This is a genomic window from Enterobacter sp. ECC_219_Taxon_10 (genome assembly GCF_058354905.1).
Window position 1 is genome coordinate 813710 of sequence record NZ_CM178005.1, and the last position, 19236, is coordinate 832945.

Consider the following 19236-nt stretch of genomic DNA (forward strand, 5'->3'; position numbering starts at 1 on the left):
AGTCGATGGCGTTTAGAGAATGAATACACAACAACTGGCAAAACTGCGTTCAATCGTGCCCGAGATGCGTCGCGTCCGGCACATTCACTTTGTTGGCATCGGTGGTGCTGGCATGGGCGGTATTGCCGAAGTGTTAGCTAACGAAGGCTATCAGATCAGCGGGTCTGACCTGGCGCCAAACCCTGTAACGCAGCAGCTGGCGTCGCTTGGGGCGACTATCTATTTCAACCATCGCCCGGAAAACGTGCGCGATGCGAGCGTGGTGGTGGTCTCAAGCGCCATCTCCTCTGACAACCCGGAAATCGTTGCCGCGCATGAAGCGCGCATTCCCGTGATCCGCCGTGCTGAAATGCTGGCGGAACTGATGCGTTTCCGTCACGGCATTGCGATTGCCGGCACCCACGGTAAAACCACGACCACGGCGATGGTCTCCAGTATTTATGCGGAAGCCGGGCTCGATCCGACGTTCGTCAACGGCGGTCTGGTGAAAGCGGCAGGCGTGCATGCGCGTCTGGGCCACAGCCGTTATCTGATTGCGGAAGCGGATGAGAGTGACGCGTCGTTCCTGCATCTGCAGCCGATGGTGGCGATTGTCACGAACATCGAAGCTGACCATATGGATACCTACCAGGGCGACTTCGAGAACTTAAAGCAGACCTTTATCAACTTCCTGCACAACCTGCCGTTTTATGGGCGTGCGGTAATGTGCGTCGACGACCCGGTGATCCGCGAGCTGCTGCCGCGCGTCGGTCGTCAAATCACTACCTATGGTTTCAGCGAAGACGCTGACGTCCGCGTGGAAGCGTACAAACAGATTGGTGCGCAGGGCCATTTCACTCTGGCGCGTCAGGACAAAGAGCTGTTGCACGTCACGCTGAATGCGCCTGGGCGCCATAACGCGCTCAACGCCGCTGCGGCAGTGGCTGTTGCGACGGAAGAAGGCATTGACGATGAAGCGATCCTGCGCGCGCTGGAAAGCTTCCAGGGCACGGGGCGTCGCTTCGACTTCCTCGGTGAATTCCCGCTGGATGCGGTGAATGGTAAGCCAGGCACCGCGATGCTGGTAGACGACTACGGTCACCATCCGACCGAAGTGGACGCGACCATCAAAGCCGCACGCGCGGGCTGGCCGGAGAAGAATCTGGTGATGATCTTCCAGCCGCACCGCTTCACGCGTACCCGCGATCTGTATGACGATTTCGCCAGCGTCCTGTCGCAGGTGGATACCCTGCTGATGCTGGATGTTTACGCCGCAGGCGAAACGCCGATTCCGGGCGCGGACAGTCGTTCCCTGTGTCGTACCATTCGCGGGCGCGGTAAAGTTGACCCTATTCTGGTATCTGATCCGGCGCAGGTGGCGGAAATTCTGGCACCGGTCCTGACCGGTAACGATCTGATTCTGATTCAGGGTGCGGGAAATATCGGCAAAATCGCCCGTACTTTAGCTGAAATCAAACTGAAGCCGCAAACCCAGGAGGATGAGCATCATGGCTGATAAGATTGCAGTCCTCTCTGGCGGCACCTCCGCCGAGCGCGAGGTTTCCCTGAATTCCGGGGCTGCCGTGCTGGCGGGCCTGCGTGAAGGCGGCGTAAACGCGCACCTGGTCGATCCAAAAGAGGTCGACGTGACGCAATTAAAAGCGATGGGCTTCGATAAGGTCTTTATCGCGTTACATGGTCGTGGCGGTGAAGACGGAACCCTGCAGGGGCTTCTGGATCTGATCGGCATGCCTTACACCGGCAGTGGCGTGATGGCTTCCGCCATCTCTATGGATAAACTGCGCAGTAAGTTACTCTGGCAGGGCGCGGGGCTACCTGTTGCACCTTGGGTGGCGCTGACCCGTCGCGAATTTGAATTGGGCCTGTCGGACAGCGTTAATACACGCATTGCGTCACTGGGCTTACCGGTTATTGTAAAGCCGAGCCGGGAAGGGTCGAGCGTCGGGATGTCAAAGGTCGATAAAGCTGAAGATTTAGCATCTGCTTTAGCGCTGGCATTTCAACACGATGAAGAAGTTCTGATTGAAAAATGGCTCAGCGGGCCGGAATTTACCGTCGCGATGCTTGGCGAAGAAATTTTACCGTCAATTCGCATCCAACCCGCCGGAGTCTTCTATGATTATGAGGCGAAGTATCTCTCTGATGAGACGCAATATTTCTGCCCTTGTGGTCTTGAAGGTGAGCGTGAAGCCGAATTACAGTCCCTGGTGGTAAAAGCCTGGAATGTTCTCGGGTGTCGCGGCTGGGGACGCATTGATGTGATGCAGGACAATGACGGGCAGTTTTATCTGTTGGAAGCCAATACCTCGCCGGGAATGACCAGCCACAGCCTTGTGCCGATGGCGGCGCGTCAGGCGGGAATGAGCTTCTCACAGTTAGTCGTACGTATTCTGGACCAGGCGGGCTGATATGTCTCAGGCTGCATTGAACACGCGCAACCGCGATGACGAAGAAGAATATACTTCTTCACGCCGGAGTAATGGAACGCGTCTTGCAGGGATTATTTTCCTGCTCGGGGTGCTGTGCACCGTGTTTATCAGCGGCTGGATGGTGCTGGGCTGGATGGAAGATGCGCAGCGGCTGCCGCTGTCGAAGCTGGTGGTGACCGGTGAGCGTCACTACACGCGTAACGATGATATTCGCCAGTCAATTTTGGCGCTGGGATCGCCCGGCACCTTTATGACGCAGGACGTCAATATTATTCAGAGCCAGATTGAACGTCTGCCATGGATAAAACAGGCGAGCGTCAGAAAACAATGGCCTGATGAATTGAAGATTCATCTGGTTGAATATGTGCCCATTGCGCGTTGGAATGATCAGCACATGGTTGACGTAGATGGAAATTCCTTCAGCGTCCCGAGCGATCGTGTCAACAAGCAAAATTTACCGATGTTGTATGGCCCGGAAGGCAGCGAAAACGAAGTATTGCAAGGTTTTCGTGAAATGGGCCAGGTGCTGGCGAAGGACAGGTTTACGTTAAAAGATGCTGCGATGACGGCGCGCCGCTCCTGGCAGCTGACGTTGACGAACGGCATTAAGCTCAACCTGGGACGCGGCGACACAATGAAACGTCTGGCGCGTTTTGTAGAACTTTACCCGGTTTTACAGCAGCAGGCGCAGACGGACGGCAAACGGATAAGCTACGTTGATTTGCGCTATGACTCAGGCGCAGCAGTCGGTTGGGAGCCGGCTCCGGTCGAGGAACCTAATCAGCAACAGAATCAGGCACAGGTACAGGCAGAACAACAATGATCAAGGCGACGGACAGAAAACTGGTAGTTGGACTGGAGATTGGCACCGCGAAGGTTGCCGCTTTAGTAGGGGAAGTTCTGCCCGACGGTATGGTCAATATCATTGGCGTGGGCAGTTGCCCGTCCCGTGGTATGGATAAAGGTGGGGTAAACGACCTTGAGTCGGTGGTGAAGTGCGTACAGCGCGCCATCGATCAGGCTGAATTAATGGCAGATTGCCAGATTTCTTCTGTCTATCTGGCCCTTTCTGGCAAGCACATCAGCTGCCAGAACGAAATTGGTATGGTGCCTATTTCCGAAGAAGAAGTGACGCAGGAAGACGTTGAAAACGTTGTGCATACGGCGAAGTCCGTGCGCGTTCGCGATGAGCATCGCGTGCTGCACGTGATCCCGCAGGAGTATGCGATCGACTACCAGGAAGGGATCAAGAACCCGGTTGGTCTGTCTGGCGTGCGTATGCAGGCAAAAGTGCACCTGATCACATGTCACAACGATATGGCGAAGAACATTGTAAAAGCCGTTGAACGTTGTGGCCTGAAAGTTGACCAACTTATTTTCGCCGGTCTGGCGGCAAGTTATTCCGTGCTGACCGAAGACGAACGTGAACTGGGTGTCTGTGTGGTCGATATTGGTGGTGGTACAATGGACATGGCCGTGTATACCGGCGGTGCGCTGCGCCACACCAAAGTGATCCCATACGCAGGGAACGTTGTGACCAGCGATATTGCTTACGCTTTCGGTACGCCACCGAGCGATGCAGAAGCGATTAAAGTACGCCACGGCTGTGCGCTGGGGTCTATTGTTGGCAAAGATGAGAGCGTTGAAGTGCCGAGCGTGGGCGGTCGTCCGCCGCGTAGCCTGCAGCGCCAGACGTTGGCAGAGGTGATTGAGCCACGCTATACCGAGCTGCTCAACCTGGTCAACGAAGAGATTTTACAGTTACAGGAACAGCTTCGTCAGCAGGGCGTGAAACATCATCTTGCGGCGGGGATTGTATTAACCGGCGGTGCAGCGCAAATTGAAGGTCTTGCGGCCTGCGCTCAGCGCGTGTTCCATACGCAGGTGCGTATTGGTGCGCCGCTGAATATTACCGGTTTAACGGATTATGCCCAGGAGCCGTACTATTCAACGGCAGTGGGCCTGCTCCACTACGGGAAGGAATCTCATCTCAGTGGTGAAGCAGAAGTGGAAAAACGCGTCTCAGTGGGGTCGTGGGTCAAACGACTGAACAACTGGCTGCGAAAAGAGTTTTAATTTTTTAAAGAGACCGGAGAGAATTAGCGGTCTCGGGCGACAGGCACAACGGAGAGAGAAATTATGTTTGAACCTATGGAACTGACCAACGACGCGGTGATTAAAGTCATCGGCGTCGGTGGCGGCGGCGGTAACGCCGTAGAGCATATGGTGCGTGAACGCATTGAAGGTGTTGAATTCTTTGCAGTTAACACCGATGCGCAAGCACTTCGTAAGACGGCAGTTGGCCAGACTATCCAGATCGGCGGTGGTATCACCAAAGGCCTGGGGGCTGGAGCTAACCCGGAAGTCGGCCGTAACGCGGCTGAAGAAGATCGTGAAGCCCTGCGTGCTGCACTGGAAGGTGCGGACATGGTCTTCATCGCAGCAGGCATGGGCGGCGGTACTGGTACCGGTGCAGCACCTGTTGTGGCTGAAGTGGCAAAAGATTTAGGTATCCTGACCGTTGCTGTCGTGACCAAGCCTTTCAACTTCGAAGGCAAAAAGCGTATGGCCTTCGCGGAGCAGGGTATCACTGAGCTGTCCAAGCATGTGGACTCGCTGATCACTATCCCGAACGACAAGCTGTTGAAAGTGCTGGGTCGCGGTATCTCCCTGCTGGACGCCTTCGGCGCGGCAAACGACGTGCTGAAAGGCGCGGTTCAGGGTATCGCTGAACTGATTACCCGTCCTGGCCTGATGAACGTTGACTTTGCAGACGTTCGCACCGTGATGTCCGAAATGGGCTACGCGATGATGGGCTCTGGCGTGGCGAGCGGTGAAGACCGTGCAGAAGAAGCGGCTGAAATGGCTATCTCTTCTCCACTGCTGGAAGATATCGATCTGTCTGGTGCGCGCGGCGTGCTGGTCAACATTACCGCTGGCTTTGACCTGCGTCTGGATGAGTTTGAAACCGTGGGTAACACCATTCGTGCGTTCGCCTCTGACAACGCGACCGTGGTAATCGGTACGTCTCTTGACCCGGAAATGAACGACGAGCTGCGTGTTACCGTTGTTGCGACTGGTATCGGTATGGACAAGCGTCCTGAGATCACCCTGGTGACCAACAAGCAGACTCAGCAACCGGTAATGGATCGTTACCAGCAGCACGGTATGTCTCCTCTGACTCAGGAGCAAAAACCGGCCGCGAAAGTGGTGAACGACCCAACGCCGCAAACGGCAAAAGAGCCAGATTATCTGGACATCCCGGCGTTCCTGCGTAAGCAAGCTGACTAAGAATTGGCTGGAATTTGGGGATTTGCGCTCTTTGTGCTAAACTGGCCCACCGTTAGTGATATACACTCTCGGTTGGATAGTTAATTTGGCGAGATTATACGATGATCAAACAAAGGACACTTAAACGTATCGTTCAGGCGACGGGTGTCGGTTTACATACCGGCAAGAAAGTCACACTGACGTTACGCCCTGCGCCGGCCAATACCGGGGTCATCTATCGTCGCACCGACTTGAATCCACCGGTAGATTTTCCGGCCGATGCCAAATCTGTGCGTGATACAATGCTCTGTACTTGTCTGGTGAACGAGCATGACGTGCGGATTTCTACCGTAGAGCACCTGAACGCCGCCCTGGCGGGTCTGGGTATCGACAACATTATTGTTGAAGTCGATGCGCCAGAAATCCCGATTATGGATGGTAGTGCTGCGCCGTTCGTTTATCTGTTGCTGGATGCCGGCATCGAAGAACTGAACTGTGCGAAGAAATTTGTTCGCATTAAAGAGACCGTTCGCGTCGAAGATGGCGACAAGTGGGCTGAATTCAAACCGTACAATGGTTTCTCGTTGGACTTTACCATCGACTTTAACCATCCGGCGATTGATGCCAGCACCCAACGCTATGCGATGAACTTCTCTGCTGATGCGTTTATGCGCCAGATCAGCCGCGCACGTACGTTTGGCTTCATGCGTGATATCGAATATCTGCAGTCCCGCGGCCTGTGCCTGGGCGGCAGCTTCGATTGTGCCATCGTTGTTGACGATTATCGCGTACTGAACGAAGACGGCCTGCGTTTTGAAGATGAATTCGTTCGTCACAAAATGCTGGACGCGATCGGCGACCTCTTCATGTGTGGTCACAACATCATTGGTGCATTTACCGCGTTTAAATCCGGTCATGCACTGAACAACAAACTGTTGCAGGCCGTCCTGGCAAAACAGGAAGCCTGGGAATATGTGACCTTCGAAGACGAAGCTGAGCTGCCGCTGGCGTTCAAAGCACCGACTATGGTCCTGGCGTAACGGTTAACGCCGTTTCGTAAGAAAAGCGACTGGTTCACCTGGTACTCTCTCCGACCAGGGAAGCCAGTCGTTTTTATTTCTGCCCTTCTGTGATTTGTCCCTCTATTCCCTGGCCTTTGTCGGGTGCCGAATAACGGTGTGTTCGCTGCATTATTGACCGTTTTTACCTGCTACAAGGTGTCATTCCTGCTGCTGTGTAGTGGCTTTAGTGGTAATATCTGGGCGCTAAAAAAAGAATAACTGAACTCAGCCTGCACTGGCGGGCGAATGTGGTGGAGCAAGTGAGCGGAATACTGACGCGCTGGCGACAATTTGGCAGACGTTACTTCTGGCCGCATCTCTTATTAGGGATGGTCGCGGCGAGTTTCGGCTTGCCTGCGCTCAGCAACAGTGCGGAAGCGGCGACACCAGCACGTTCCACTACGACTAAACACGATCTCTCGACGCGGGTTAATTTTACTAATCTCGCGTGGCTAGAAGCCAGCCGTCGTCCTAATTTCTCCGTTGATTACTGGCAGCAGCACGCCATCCGCACGGTTATCCGTCATCTGTCGTTCGCGATGGCGCCGCAGACGATGCCTGTTGCTGAAGAAACGCTGCCGGTTCAGGCTCAGCATCTTGCCCTGCTCGATACGCTTAATGCGCTTCTGACGCAGGACAACCAGCCGCCTGTGAACGTGAGTCAGACGGCGCAAACCGGGTTTGTCTCCCCTGTATCATTCTCCGTTTCGACATGGATTAGCCAGGTTCACGGCATCCGCGCCGGGCCACAACGCCTCAGCTAAATTAACTTTTTCAATACCTTAATTTATCTGCCCGTCTGGGGCGTTTGAGAATTTATTATGCTAATCAAATTATTAACCAAAGTTTTCGGTAGTCGTAACGATCGTACCCTGCGCCGTATGCGCAAAGCTGTAAACGTCATCAACGGTATGGAACCGGCGATGGAGAAGCTCTCTGATGATGAGCTCAAAGCGAAAACGGCGGAATTCCGCGCGCGCCTGGAAAAAGGCGAAACCCTGGAGAGCCTTATTCCGGAAGCTTTCGCGGTTGTGCGTGAAGCGAGTAAACGCGTATTTGGCATGCGTCACTTCGACGTTCAGCTGCTGGGTGGTATGGTGCTTAACGAGCGCTGCATCGCGGAAATGCGTACCGGTGAAGGTAAAACACTGACCGCAACGCTGCCGGCTTACCTGAATGCACTGACCGGTAAGGGCGTTCACGTCGTTACCGTCAACGATTATCTGGCCCAGCGTGATGCCGAAAACAACCGTCCGCTGTTCGAATTCCTCGGCATGACCGTCGGCATCAACATGTCCGGCCTGCCGGCGCCCGCCAAGCGTGAAGCGTATAACGCTGATATCACCTACGGTACCAACAACGAATACGGCTTCGACTACCTGCGTGACAACATGGCGTTCAGCCCGGAAGAGCGCGTCCAGCGCAAGCTGCACTATGCGCTGGTGGATGAGGTTGACTCCATTCTTATCGATGAGGCGCGTACCCCGCTGATCATCTCCGGCCCGGCCGAAGACAGCTCTGACATGTACCGTAAAGTCGACAAAATCATTCCACACCTGCTGCGCCAGGAGAAAGAAGACTCCGATACCTTCCAGGGTGAAGGCCACTTCTCCGTTGATGAGAAAGCGCGCCAGGTGAACCTGACCGAACGTGGTCTGGTGAAAATTGAAGAGCTGCTGGTGGCTGAAGGCATTATGGAAGAAGGCGAGTCTCTGTACTCTCCGAGCAACATTATGCTGATGCACCACGTAACCGCCGCGCTGCGTGCGCACGCGCTGTTCACCCGCGACGTCGACTACATCGTCAAAGACGGTGAAGTCATCATCGTCGATGAACACACCGGTCGTACCATGCAGGGCCGTCGCTGGTCTGACGGTCTGCACCAGGCCGTTGAGGCGAAAGAAGGCGTGGATATCCAGAACGAAAACCAGACGCTGGCGTCTATTACCTTCCAGAACTACTTCCGTCTGTACGAGAAGCTGGCAGGGATGACCGGTACTGCAGATACCGAAGCGTTTGAATTCAGCTCCATCTACAAGCTGGATACCGTGGTTGTGCCAACCAACCGTCCGATGATCCGTAAGGATATGCCGGACCTGGTGTACATGACCGAAGCGGAAAAAATTCAGGCGATCATCGAAGATATTCGTGACCGTACTGCCAATGGTCAGCCGGTTCTGGTGGGGACCATCTCCATCGAGAAATCTGAAGTGGTTTCTAACGAACTGACCAAAGCTGGCATCAAGCACAACGTTCTGAACGCCAAGTTCCACGCTAAAGAAGCAGACATTGTTGCTCAGGCTGGCTATCCGGCAGCCGTGACCATCGCCACCAACATGGCGGGCCGTGGTACCGATATTATGCTGGGCGGTAGCTGGCAGGCTGAAGTTGCAGAGCTGGAAAACCCAACGCCAGAGCAGATCGCGCAGATCAAAGCCGACTGGCAGGTGCGCCACGACGCGGTGCTGGCATCCGGTGGCCTGCACATCATTGGTACCGAGCGTCACGAATCTCGTCGTATCGACAACCAGCTGCGTGGCCGTGCGGGTCGTCAGGGGGACGCCGGTTCTTCCCGCTTCTATCTGTCTATGGAAGATGCGCTGATGCGTATTTTCGCCTCCGACCGCGTGTCCGGCATGATGCGTAAGCTGGGCATGAAGCCAGGCGAAGCCATTGAGCACCCGTGGGTGACTAAAGCGATCGCTAACGCCCAGCGTAAAGTGGAAAGCCGCAACTTCGATATTCGTAAGCAGCTGCTGGAATACGATGACGTTGCCAACGATCAGCGTCGTGCAATCTACACCCAGCGTAACGAACTGCTGGACGTGTCCGACGTGAGCGAAACCATCAACAGCATCCGCGAGGATGTGTTCAAAGCCACCATCGACGCGCATATTCCACCGCAGTCTCTGGAAGAGATGTGGGATGTTGAAGGCCTGCAGGAACGCCTGAAAAACGACTTCGATCTCGATCTGCCAATCAAAGAGTGGCTGGACAAAGAGCCTGAGCTTCATGAAGAGACCCTGCGCGAACGTATCTTTGAAACCGCGCTGGAGGTTTACAAGCGTAAGGAAGAAGTGGTTGGCGCTGAGATGATGCGACACTTCGAAAAAGGCGTGATGCTGCAGACGCTGGACTCCCTGTGGAAAGAGCACCTGGCGGCGATGGACTACCTGCGTCAGGGTATCCACCTGCGTGGCTATGCACAGAAAGATCCGAAGCAGGAGTACAAGCGTGAATCCTTCTCCATGTTTGCCTCTATGCTGGAGTCGCTGAAGTATGAAGTGATCAGCACCCTGAGTAAGGTTCAGGTGCGTATGCCGGAAGAAGTGGAAGCGATGGAGCAGCAGCGTCGTGAAGAAGCTGAGCGTCTGGCGCAGATGCAGCAGCTGAGCCACCAGACCGACGAAAGCGAAGCCGCAGCAGCGATCGCCGCGCAGACCGGCGATCGTAAAGTGGGTCGTAACGATCCATGCCCATGTGGTTCTGGTAAAAAATACAAGGCCTGCCACGGCCGTCTGAACTAAGTTCATAAAAAAAGAAAAGGCGCAGACATCTGCGCCTTTTTTATGGAAGTGAAACTATGAAAATACTGCAAATTGCCGTCGGGATTATTCGCAACCCGCAAAACCAAATCTTCATCACCCAGCGCGCTGCCGACGCCCATATGGCGAACAAGTGGGAGTTTCCTGGTGGGAAAATCGAATCAGGAGAAACGCCGGAAGAGGCGCTGGTGCGTGAGCTGCAGGAAGAGGTGGGGATTACCCCGCTTGGTGCCACGCTGTTTGATAAGCTGGAATACCAGTTTCCCGACAGGCACATCACGCTGTGGTTCTGGCTGGTGGAAAGCTGGGAAGGTGACCCATGGGGAAAAGAAGGACAGCCGGGTAACTGGGTGGAACTTCAGGCCAGTGATGCCGACAAATTCCCGCCAGCCAATGAGCCTGTGATCCGCCGCTTAGCGGCAAATATGTAGGCCTGCCGGACGGAGCGCCAGCAGGCTTTGAACGTTACGGCTGGCTTTCGCTCCAGTCATCGCTATCCGAGAGGTCCCCTTCGCTCGGAATACGTTTCTCTTCCGCTGCCCATTCGCCCAGGTCAATGAGCTGACAGCGCTTGCAGCAGAATGGGCGAAATGGACTCACTTCGCCCCAGACAACGGTTTTGCCACAGGTTGGGCAGTTTACGGTGGTGACGTCAGACATTGGCACTCCTTAACAACAGGCCAGTTCAAAATCGAGGCGTTCCGGCACGGTGCCATTTTCACTGTCGAGCGGCATAAAGCGGATCGCGAAACGGCTTTTATGCCCGGAAATTTGCGGATAAAGCTGCTCGCCAAGAGACAGATTTAGACGCAGAAGATCGGCGTCGTCGCCGTTGTCCTGATAAAAACCGTTGAGACTGGTTTGCTTGCGGAACGGGGCAGAGTTACGCACAAGATCGAGGATCAGCGATAACGTCTGATTCATCGGCTCCAGGCTGCCCAGCCAGCTGTTTACCTGACGATCGCGCTGTTCCTGCGGCATATGCAGCCACATATGCAGCGTTGGCAGGTCAAAGCTACAGCAACCGCCCGGTATGCTCAGGCGCTGGCGCACCAGCGCAATCAAACGGTCTTCTCGTAAATATTGCCCAACGCGCGGCGCTGCCATCAGCGTTGTGCTGCTGTTTTTCAATTGCTGACGTAAGGCGTCAATCCGGCTTTGATCCACGCCCGGCACTTCGGCCCAGGCCTGTAATTTACGCTGCTGGCGCTCCAGCTCTTTCAACAGCTCCGTACGGACATCGCCACGCTCAATCACATCCAGCAGATCGCCTACGTTGCGAAAGAAGTGCAACGCCGTGGCATGATCGTTAACAGGAAGATGTTGTGAAAGCTGTTGGATAAGAAATTCAATGCGCAGCCAGGTACGCATTTTTTCATTAAGCGGGTGCTCAAAAAGAATGTGAGTGGACATTATGGTTTTTCCTGTGCAACGGCCTGCGCGGCGAACGTCAGATACTGCGCGTGCAGACGGGCAACATCCGATGCAATGGCATCTGGTGCGCCGTTATTATCAATAACATCATCCGCAACGGCAAGGCGCTGAGCGCGCGTGGCCTGAGCGGCAAGAATTTGTTCAGCATGTTCACGCGAGACGTGGTCGCGCGTCATGGTTCGCTGGATTTGCGTTTCGGGTGTGACATCAATCACCAGTACCCGATTGGCTTTCTTATACAGCTGATTTTCCACCAGGAGCGGAACCACCCACAGGACATAGGGCGAGCGGGCTGCGGCTATCTGACGCTGAGTTTCCTGGTGGATAATGGGGTGGAGCAGGGCATTAAGCCAGGCTTTTTCCGCAGAATCAGAAAAAATATATTCGCGAAGCTGACGGCGGTTCAGCGTGCCGTCGGCATTGATGATTGCCTGACCGAAATGGTCTGCGATGGCCTTTAGCGCGGGTGTATCGGGCTCTACCACCTGACGGGCAATAATATCGGCATCAATAATCGCGATGCCGAGACGAGAAAACGCGTCCGCAACGGTACTTTTGCCACTACCGATGCCGCCGGTTACTGCGACGATATACCCCATTAAATCAAATCCTGGGAATTATTCATTATGAAAATCAGTTGCTTAAAAAACAAACGTGCGACAGTAATTGTTTGATTCTCTTTACCCGCTTTTTACCAGGTAAATTTATAGGATTGTAGCGTAAAAAAAGAGAATTTCGCAGTCTTGCGGAGCAGGTATTAGTGCGTATGATAGCGTCACTGGAGTTGTGCTTTTAACATATTTGCCTCTAACCCCAGGAATCCGCACATGCGTATCGAAGAAGATCTGAAGTTAGGTTTCAAAGACGTTCTTATCCGCCCTAAACGCTCTACACTGAAAAGTCGCTCAGACGTTGAACTCGAACGTCAATTCACCTTTAAACACTCCGGTCAGACCTGGTCTGGCGTGCCAATCATTGCTGCCAACATGGATACGGTCGGTACCTTTGAGATGGCAACGGCGCTGGCTCAGTTCGATATTCTTACTGCAGTCCACAAGCACTACACTCCTGAAGAGTGGAACGCGTTTGTTGCGTCCGCCTCTGCTGATGTGGTGAAGCACGTGATGGTCTCCACGGGTACCTCCGATGCAGATTTCGAAAAGACCAAACAGATCCTGAATGCCAACCCAGCGCTTAGCTTCGTTTGTATTGATGTGGCGAACGGTTACTCCGAGCACTTCGTACAGTTCGTCAGCAAGGCGCGCGAAGCCTGGCCGAACAAAACTATCATCGCGGGCAACGTGGTGACCGGTGAAATGTGTGAAGAGCTGATCCTTTCCGGTGCCGACATCGTGAAAGTGGGCATTGGCCCGGGCTCCGTATGCACCACGCGCGTTAAGACCGGAGTTGGTTATCCGCAGCTTTCCGCGGTCATTGAATGTGCCGATGCGGCGCACGGCCTGGGCGGCCAGATTATCAGCGACGGCGGTTGCACCATGCCGGGCGATGTCGCAAAGGCCTTTGGCGGCGGCGCGGACTTCGTGATGCTCGGCGGTATGCTGGCAGGTCACGAAGAGAGCGGCGGCACCGTAGTGGAAGAGAACGGCGAGAAATTCATGCTGTTCTACGGTATGAGCTCTGAGTCCGCGATGACCCGTCACGTCGGTGGCGTGGCTAAATACCGTGCGGCAGAAGGCAAAACCGTGAAGCTGCCACTGCGCGGTCCGGTTGAAAACACCGCGCGCGATATTCTCGGTGGCCTGCGCTCAGCCTGCACCTACGTAGGTGCATCCCGCCTGAAAGAGCTGACGAAACGCACGACGTTTATTCGCGTTCAGGAGCAGGAAAACCGCGTTTTCAATAGCCTGTAATGGCTTTCGCTGGCGCATGCCCGTGCGCCAGCGCTGTTGCACTACCCCGCGCTCATCGCATCTCCCAGATGGAAAATCGGCAGATACATTGCCACCACCAGCGTGCCGATGATGACTCCAGTAACAACCAGCAGCAGCGGCTCCAGAAGCGCCGCCAGGTTGTCTGCCCGTTGAAAGGTCTGTTCCGTGTGATGGCGGGCAAGGTTTGCCAGCATGACGTCCAGCGAACCTGACATCTCGCCGGTTCGTAAGAGCTGGATGCAGAGCGGGGTAAACATCGCCGCTTTCTGGAAGGAAGACCAGACGGGGAGACCTTTTTCGATCTCCTCCCTTATGCTGCTGAGTATCCCTTGCCAGTACCGGCTTTCAACGGTCTCTTCTGCGCTCTCAAGACCCTGTAAGAAGGCAATGCCCGCCTGCTGCGTAAGTGACAGCACGGTGAAGATCTGCCCCAGCTTTTGCCCTTTCGCCAGCGCTCCCATTACGGGAAAACTCAGCAGAATACGCTGCCAGCGAGGATGGTGTCGCAGAGCCCAGGCTGCGGTTACGGGAACAAGTAGCATCGCGAACAGCACGAGGGCATATGACTGCATAAACGCGGCTATCCCCATCACTATTCGCGTCAGTGCCGGAAGCGGGGTGTTAAACGTTTTGTAAATCGCGGCAAACTCGGGCAAAACCAGGGTGACCATTGCCAGCACGACGAGCACCGCCAGCGTCAGGACGATCGCCGGGTAGCGCAGCGCTTTTTTCACTTTCGCGTTGAGCTGCTGCTGCGCTTTTTGCTGCTCTGCAAGCTCCCGGCAGCACGCTTCAAGCTTCCCTGTTAGCTCTCCGGTTTTCACCATTGAGATATGCAGTGGGCTAAAGACTGCTGGCCACCGTTTAAGCGCCTCAGAAAAAGGACGCCCTTCGCTGAGTTCATCGGCAACGCTTTGCAGTAGCCCCCGCCACGGTTCTACTGGATGCTGGTCTGCCAGCATTTGCAGACTATGTGCGAGCGTCAGGCCGGCCTGCAGAAGCGTTGCGAGCTGACGAAACATCTCGTAGCAGTGATGTGGACGCCAGCGGTGTCTTTGAGCGCATCGGGTCAGGGCCAGGGGATGGAGGTCGTTACGCATCAGCCTGGTGAAGGCCGCGCTGCGGTCTGTGGCCCAGAGAACCCCGCTTCGGGGTTCTCCTTCAGCGGAGATTGCTCGCCAGCGCCAGAGTTGATTAACGGCCATCGGGCATTCCCAGAACACGCACTAACTCTTCAAGCGTAGTGAGCCCTTGCTCGACGGCCATGCAGCCGTGTTCAAACAGCGAGATGAGTCCCGCCTGCCGTGCACTGGCTTCTATCACCTCAATGCCTGCCCCGCTGGCAATCGCCTGGCGCAGGGGATTATCGATCGCAAGCGCTTCAAAAATGGCCACGCGGCCGTAAAAACCGTGATAACAACGATCGCAGCCTGCGGGCTGCCAGCGAGGAAGTTGCCGCGTCCAGGCCGAGCGCGGTAAGTCCGTATGCTCCCCTGTTTTCTGTCGGCAGTGCGGGCAAAGGCGTCGAACCAGCCGCTGGGCAATCACCATCGAGAGCGCGGAAGAGATCATCCAGCGTGCAATGCCCATCTGCTCCAGACGAATGAGGGTTTCCATCGTCGAGTTGGTGTGCAGCGTCGACAGCACCAGGTGTCCGGTCTGTGCGGCTTTGATGGCAATTTCTGCCGTTTCACCATCACGAATTTCCCCAACCATAATGATGTCCGGATCCTGACGGAGCAGCGCCCTCAGTACGCTCTGGAATGTTAAGCCCGCGCGGGGGTTAATCTGAGTCTGATTTAACCCTACAAGCGGGATCTCAATGGGATCCTCAACGCTGCAGATGTTGACGTCAGGGGTGTTACGCGCCTGCAGCGCGCTGTAGAGCGTTACGGTTTTGCCGCTGCCCGTCGGGCCGGTGACCAGAATTAGCCCCTGAGGCTGGTGGAGTACCTCATTAAAACAGGCCAGCTGTTTAGCGCTCATGCCAAGCGCGCTCGGTTCCAGCGCCTGCTGAACCTGGTGCAGCAGGCGCAGCACAATCTTTTCCCCGCCGCTGCAGGGAAGCGTGGAGATACGAAACGAGACTGGCTCGTTTGTCAGCTCAATCGTAAACTGACCGTCCTGCGGTAAGCGGCGTTCTGCAATATCCAGATTACCCAGCACTTTTAACCGGGCGCTGAGCATCGTCGTCAGCGCGGCGGAAAGGGGAGGCTGCGGGTAAAGTACCCCGTCGATACGCAAGCGGATCTGGCACGCGTGCTCCATCGGTTCGATATGGATGTCAGACGCGCGCTGGTTTATTGCCTGCTGCAGCGTGTGGTTGAGGATATCCACCGCGGAGTGGGGTTGTGAAACGACAGGCAGATGCGATTGCGCGGTTAACTGCCGGTGCTTTTCCATGCGTTCAGCGCTCCAGCATTCGATATCAATCCGCTTCTGGGTCGCGAAGCGCAGGGCCTCCATCAGTTCAGGCGCGGGGTTTCCCACGACGGCGATGCTAATCATGTCGCTGTCGCTGGTGAGCAGCAGCGCATGGTGGCGAAGACAAAGTGCCACGAGTTGATCGGTGTTCATTATCCGCTCCTCAGTAAGTGTCGAAGCGGAAGACGTCTTCGCAGGCCTGCTTAAGCGCGCTGTCAGCACTGATGTTGCAGTCACGCGTCCAGCCCGTCATACCGTTGCCGTTGTTCCACTGTGGCGTCATGGTTACCGTCAGCCCGTTCAGGCTTTCCTGGCCCGTTAAGGCCACGACCCCTTTCGCCACGCTCATTCCTGAAACGTAACGCGTCGTGGCAGGAGAGGGAATACCGTTACTGCCGGCATCGCAGCTTTCCACGCCGCCGCGATCGAGCGCACAAAGCTCAATGGCGGTACGGTAAGGCACGAAAGTTTGCAGCATATCGGTGAGGGCTGCTTTACGCAGGTAGTTCTGATAGGCGGGAACACCGATGGCGCTCAGAATCGCAATAATGCCAATGACCACCATCAGCTCAATGAGCGTGAATCCTTGTTGTCTGTCCATATCTGCTCCTTATGCAAAGTGGCGCTACTTTGTCAGCGGGACAGGGCAGAAACGAGGGGCAAATAAGGGAACGGGAAAGAGGCTTCAGAGAATTCATTCCGTGTTGCAGGAAGAGACAATGGATTTGCGAGCAGAGCTGAAATTCCCCCCTCCGGGCAGAGAGGGGAGCGCGCGTTATTTGAAGCGCATTGAGAGGTCGAGGGCGCGAACGTGCTTGGTCAGCGCGCCGACGGAGATGTAATCCACGCCGGTTTCAGCGAACTCACGGATCGTGTCGAAAGTGACGTTTCCGGAGACTTCAAGCTGGGCCCGGCCGTTGGTCAGTTTCACCGCCTCGCGCATCTGCTCCGTCTCGAAGTTATCGAGCATGATGATATCGGCCCCGGCCTTAATCGCCTGCTCCAGCTCTTCCAGGCTTTCAACTTCCACCTCAACCGGCACATCCGGGTGCAGCCAGAAGGCTTTCTCCACCGCCTGACGTACGGAGCCAGAAGCAATTATGTGGTTCTCTTTAATCAGGAAGGCATCGGATAAACCGAGACGATGGTTTGCGCCGCCGCCGCACAGTACCGCATACTTCAGGGCGGTGCGCAGACCTGGCAGCGTTTTGCGGGTATCCAGCAGCTGGGTTCGGGTGCCGGCCAGCAGGTCAACGTAGCGGCGAACTTCACTGGCGACGCCAGAGAGCGTTTGGACAAAATTTAGCGCGGTACGCTCGCCGGTCAGCAATACGCGGGATGGCCCGTCCAGCTCGAACAGTGGCTGATTGGCGGTCACCGCATCACCATCTTCAACGTGCCATGTCACCTGCACATCGTCGCCCGCCAACTGAGTAAAGACCTCTTCAACCCAACGCTTGCCGCAAAAAACGCCCTCCTCACGGGTGATAATGACCGCGTGCGAGCGTGTCTCTTTTGGCAACAATTGTGCGGTAATGTCTTTATCGGCGTTAACGTCACCCCCCAGGTCTTCTTTCAACGCATGGGCGACGCTTGCCGGAATATCCATATTAATACGTTCCAGAAGCGCTTCACGTCGGTGGTCGGGGTTGTAGCGGCGAGGCGGCATGATAAAACTCCAAATTGGTAACGAATCATAATATTGAAACATGCTACTCTGAACCGAGTCATTGCACCATACAGAAGGAGTTCCAGCATGTTGTTAGAAAACGGATGGCTGGTGGATGCGCGGCATGTGCCCTCGCCGCACCACGACTGCCGCCCGGAGGATGAAAAGCCCACACTGCTGGTGGTTCATAATATTAGCCTCCCGCCGGGTGAGTTTGGCGGCCCGTGGATCGATGCGTTATTCACGGGAACGATAGATCCCAATGCCCATCCTTTCTTCGCTGAGATTGCGCATTTGCGCGTGTCGGCTCACTGCCTGATTCGCCGTGATGGTGAGGTGGTTCAGTATGTTCCTTTTGATAAGCGCGCCTGGCATGCCGGTGTGTCGATGTATCACGGGCGCGAACGGTGCAACGATTTCTCAATAGGGATCGAGCTGGAAGGCACGGACACGCCCCCCTACACCGATGCTCAGTATCAGCAGCTGGTTGCTATTACCCACACGCTTATCGGACTCTACCCGGCAATCGCCGACAATATTACCGGTCACAGCGATATCGCTCCGGCGAGAAAAACCGATCCCGGCCCGGCATTTGACTGGTCACGGTTTCGCGCCATGCTTGCCGCGTCGTCAGAATAAGGAGATACCATGACGTTGTTTACCATGCTGCTGGTTATCATCGCTGAACGCCTGTTCAAGCTCGGCGAACACTGGCAACTGGATCATCGGCTGGAAGTGTTATTCCGCCGCATCAAGCACTTTTCCATGCTGCGCACGCTGCTGATGATGGCGGGCGTGATGGCGATTACCTTCCTGCTTCTGCGCTCGCTGTACGGACTGTTTTTCAACGTGCCGCTGCTGGTGGTGTGGATCCTGCTCGGCGTGCTGTGTATTGGTGCGGGCAAGGTGCGCTTGCACTATCATGCCTACCTGAAAGCTGCCTCCCGTGACGATGCCCACGCGCGCGGCGCGATGGCGAGCGAGCTGACGATGATCCACGGCGTGCCGCCGGACTGCGACGAGCGCGAGTTCCTGCGCGAGCTGCAAAACGCGCTGCTGTGGATTAACTTCCGCTACTACCTGGCACCACTGTTCTGGTTTGTGGTGGGCGGCCCGTGGGGGCCGGTACTGCTAATGGGCTATGCGTTTCTGCGCGCCTGGCAGACCTGGCTTGCCCGTTATCTGACGCCGCATGAGCGTTTGCTGTCCGGCATTGATGCCATCCTGCACGTGCTCGACTGGCTTCCGGTGCGTCTGGTAGGCGTGGTGTACGCGTTAATTGGCCACGGTGAAAAAGCGCTGCCCGCATGGTTCGCTTCGCTTGGCGACCGCCATACGTCGCAGTACCAGGTGTTAACGCGCCTGGCGCAGTTCTCACTGGCGCGCGAGCCGCATACCGACAAGATTGAAACGCCAAAAGCCGCCGTTTCAATGGCGAAGAAAACGTCGTTTGCGGTGGTCGTGATTGTGGCGCTGCTGACCATTTACGGCACGCTGGTGTAACCCAGCGCG

19 protein-coding genes are annotated in these 19236 nt (G+C 55.6%); 12 read left to right on the top strand and 7 right to left on the bottom strand.

What is annotated here, in order from left to right:
- Positions 1-19 precede the first annotated feature (19 nt).
- From murC to mutT, 9 genes are all read left to right on the top strand, one after another.
- Positions 20-1495 (top strand): UDP-N-acetylmuramate--L-alanine ligase, encoded by a 1476-nt coding sequence (murC, locus tag AC4ICF_RS03790; RefSeq protein WP_116342508.1) that lies wholly within the window; start codon positions 20-22, stop codon positions 1493-1495.
- The gene (locus AC4ICF_RS03795) at positions 1488-2408 is read left to right on the top strand and encodes a D-alanine--D-alanine ligase (protein WP_166710115.1); all 921 of its coding nucleotides are present in this window, start codon (positions 1488-1490) and stop codon (positions 2406-2408) included. Before murC ends, AC4ICF_RS03795 begins: the two co-directional genes overlap by 8 nt.
- Before the next feature lies 1 nt (position 2409).
- A complete protein-coding gene (gene ftsQ / locus AC4ICF_RS03800; RefSeq protein ID WP_116342512.1) occupies positions 2410-3252 on the top strand; it encodes a cell division protein FtsQ in 843 nt (280 codons plus the stop codon).
- A complete protein-coding gene (gene ftsA / locus AC4ICF_RS03805; protein ID WP_006173845.1) occupies positions 3249-4505 on the top strand; it encodes a cell division protein FtsA in 1257 nt (418 codons plus the stop codon). The genes ftsQ and ftsA overlap by 4 nt, the downstream gene beginning before the upstream one ends.
- A 63-nt stretch (positions 4506-4568) precedes the next feature.
- The gene (ftsZ, locus tag AC4ICF_RS03810; RefSeq protein WP_008501978.1) at positions 4569-5720 is read left to right on the top strand and encodes a cell division protein FtsZ; all 1152 of its coding nucleotides are present in this window, start codon (positions 4569-4571) and stop codon (positions 5718-5720) included.
- 101 nt (positions 5721-5821) lie between these two features.
- Positions 5822-6739 carry a UDP-3-O-acyl-N-acetylglucosamine deacetylase gene (gene lpxC, locus AC4ICF_RS03815; protein ID WP_061099229.1) on the top strand — a complete coding sequence of 306 codons (918 nt, stop codon included), beginning with the start codon at positions 5822-5824 and terminating at the stop codon, positions 6737-6739.
- Between the two features lie 281 nt (positions 6740-7020).
- Complete coding sequence (gene secM / locus AC4ICF_RS03820) at positions 7021-7524, top strand: secA translation cis-regulator SecM (RefSeq protein ID WP_163330317.1); 504 nt, start codon at positions 7021-7023, stop codon at positions 7522-7524.
- A gap of 57 nt (positions 7525-7581) precedes the next feature.
- Positions 7582-10287: a preprotein translocase subunit SecA gene (gene secA / locus AC4ICF_RS03825; protein ID WP_116342514.1), complete on the top strand. Its 2706-nt coding sequence runs from the start codon at positions 7582-7584 to the stop codon at positions 10285-10287.
- A gap of 56 nt (positions 10288-10343) precedes the next feature.
- A complete protein-coding gene (mutT, locus tag AC4ICF_RS03830) occupies positions 10344-10736 on the top strand; it encodes an 8-oxo-dGTP diphosphatase MutT (RefSeq protein WP_116342516.1) in 393 nt (130 codons plus the stop codon).
- 34 nt (positions 10737-10770) lie between these two features.
- Here mutT and yacG read toward each other — a convergent pair whose 3' ends face one another.
- From yacG to coaE, 3 genes are read right to left on the bottom strand one after another with little or no spacing between them, the layout of a single operon-like run.
- Positions 10771-10965, bottom strand: coding sequence for a DNA gyrase inhibitor YacG (gene yacG / locus AC4ICF_RS03835; protein ID WP_316379691.1), 195 nt, complete (start codon positions 10963-10965; stop codon positions 10771-10773).
- Between the two features lie 9 nt (positions 10966-10974).
- Complete coding sequence (gene zapD / locus AC4ICF_RS03840) at positions 10975-11718, bottom strand: cell division protein ZapD (RefSeq protein ID WP_028015517.1); 744 nt, start codon at positions 11716-11718, stop codon at positions 10975-10977.
- Complete coding sequence (gene coaE / locus AC4ICF_RS03845; protein WP_116342518.1) at positions 11718-12338, bottom strand: dephospho-CoA kinase; 621 nt, start codon at positions 12336-12338, stop codon at positions 11718-11720. The genes zapD and coaE overlap by 1 nt, the downstream gene beginning before the upstream one ends.
- A 228-nt stretch (positions 12339-12566) precedes the next feature.
- Between coaE and AC4ICF_RS03850 the strand changes: the two genes are divergently transcribed.
- Positions 12567-13610 (top strand): GMP reductase, encoded by a 1044-nt coding sequence (locus tag AC4ICF_RS03850; protein ID WP_166710124.1) that lies wholly within the window; start codon positions 12567-12569, stop codon positions 13608-13610.
- A gap of 41 nt (positions 13611-13651) precedes the next feature.
- On the opposite strand, the gene hofC is transcribed toward AC4ICF_RS03850, so the two are convergent.
- The 4 genes from hofC to nadC form a co-directional block, all read right to left on the bottom strand.
- Positions 13652-14836: a protein transport protein HofC gene (gene hofC / locus AC4ICF_RS03855; protein ID WP_233002961.1), complete on the bottom strand. Its 1185-nt coding sequence runs from the start codon at positions 14834-14836 to the stop codon at positions 13652-13654.
- Positions 14826-16208 (bottom strand): type II secretion system protein GspE, encoded by a 1383-nt coding sequence (gene gspE, locus AC4ICF_RS03860; protein ID WP_320720965.1) that lies wholly within the window; start codon positions 16206-16208, stop codon positions 14826-14828. The genes hofC and gspE overlap by 11 nt, the downstream gene beginning before the upstream one ends.
- A gap of 10 nt (positions 16209-16218) precedes the next feature.
- Entirely contained in the window at positions 16219-16656 is a 438-nt protein-coding gene (gene ppdD, locus AC4ICF_RS03865; RefSeq protein ID WP_116342526.1) for a prepilin peptidase-dependent pilin, read from the bottom strand.
- A gap of 174 nt (positions 16657-16830) precedes the next feature.
- Entirely contained in the window at positions 16831-17724 is an 894-nt protein-coding gene (nadC, locus tag AC4ICF_RS03870) for a carboxylating nicotinate-nucleotide diphosphorylase (protein WP_116342528.1), read from the bottom strand.
- An 87-nt stretch (positions 17725-17811) separates the two neighbouring features.
- On the opposite strand from nadC, the gene ampD reads away from it, so the two are divergent.
- Together ampD and ampE are read left to right on the top strand one after the other, a co-directional pair.
- The gene (gene ampD / locus AC4ICF_RS03875) at positions 17812-18363 is read left to right on the top strand and encodes a 1,6-anhydro-N-acetylmuramyl-L-alanine amidase AmpD (protein ID WP_479984776.1); all 552 of its coding nucleotides are present in this window, start codon (positions 17812-17814) and stop codon (positions 18361-18363) included.
- A gap of 9 nt (positions 18364-18372) precedes the next feature.
- A complete protein-coding gene (gene ampE / locus AC4ICF_RS03880; RefSeq protein ID WP_116342532.1) occupies positions 18373-19227 on the top strand; it encodes a beta-lactamase regulator AmpE in 855 nt (284 codons plus the stop codon).
- Positions 19228-19236 lie beyond the last annotated feature (9 nt).

What these genes read in the sequence shown, in the direction of transcription:
- murC (WP_116342508.1), top strand. Translation starts at nt 20, where the DNA reads ATGAATACACAACAACTGGCAAAACTGCGTTCAATCGTGCCCGAGATG.
- AC4ICF_RS03795 (WP_166710115.1), top strand. Translation starts at nt 1,488, where the DNA reads ATGGCTGATAAGATTGCAGTCCTCTCTGGCGGCACCTCCGCCGAGCGC.
- ftsQ (WP_116342512.1), top strand. Translation starts at nt 2,410, where the DNA reads ATGTCTCAGGCTGCATTGAACACGCGCAACCGCGATGACGAAGAAGAA.
- ftsA (WP_006173845.1), top strand. Translation starts at nt 3,249, where the DNA reads ATGATCAAGGCGACGGACAGAAAACTGGTAGTTGGACTGGAGATTGGC.
- ftsZ (WP_008501978.1), top strand. Translation starts at nt 4,569, where the DNA reads ATGTTTGAACCTATGGAACTGACCAACGACGCGGTGATTAAAGTCATC.
- lpxC (WP_061099229.1), top strand. Translation starts at nt 5,822, where the DNA reads ATGATCAAACAAAGGACACTTAAACGTATCGTTCAGGCGACGGGTGTC.
- secA (WP_116342514.1), top strand. Translation starts at nt 7,582, where the DNA reads ATGCTAATCAAATTATTAACCAAAGTTTTCGGTAGTCGTAACGATCGT.
- mutT (WP_116342516.1), top strand. Translation starts at nt 10,344, where the DNA reads ATGAAAATACTGCAAATTGCCGTCGGGATTATTCGCAACCCGCAAAAC.
- yacG (WP_316379691.1), bottom strand. Translation starts at nt 10,965, where the DNA reads ATGTCTGACGTCACCACCGTAAACTGCCCAACCTGTGGCAAAACCGTT.
- zapD (WP_028015517.1), bottom strand. Translation starts at nt 11,718, where the DNA reads ATGTCCACTCACATTCTTTTTGAGCACCCGCTTAATGAAAAAATGCGT.
- coaE (WP_116342518.1), bottom strand. Translation starts at nt 12,338, where the DNA reads ATGGGGTATATCGTCGCAGTAACCGGCGGCATCGGTAGTGGCAAAAGT.
- AC4ICF_RS03850 (WP_166710124.1), top strand. Translation starts at nt 12,567, where the DNA reads ATGCGTATCGAAGAAGATCTGAAGTTAGGTTTCAAAGACGTTCTTATC.
- hofC (WP_233002961.1), bottom strand. Translation starts at nt 14,836, where the DNA reads ATGGCCGTTAATCAACTCTGGCGCTGGCGAGCAATCTCCGCTGAAGGA.
- gspE (WP_320720965.1), bottom strand. Translation starts at nt 16,208, where the DNA reads ATGAACACCGATCAACTCGTGGCACTTTGTCTTCGCCACCATGCGCTG.
- ppdD (WP_116342526.1), bottom strand. Translation starts at nt 16,656, where the DNA reads ATGGACAGACAACAAGGATTCACGCTCATTGAGCTGATGGTGGTCATT.
- nadC (WP_116342528.1), bottom strand. Translation starts at nt 17,724, where the DNA reads ATGCCGCCTCGCCGCTACAACCCCGACCACCGACGTGAAGCGCTTCTG.
- ampD (WP_479984776.1), top strand. Translation starts at nt 17,812, where the DNA reads ATGTTGTTAGAAAACGGATGGCTGGTGGATGCGCGGCATGTGCCCTCG.
- ampE (WP_116342532.1), top strand. Translation starts at nt 18,373, where the DNA reads ATGACGTTGTTTACCATGCTGCTGGTTATCATCGCTGAACGCCTGTTC.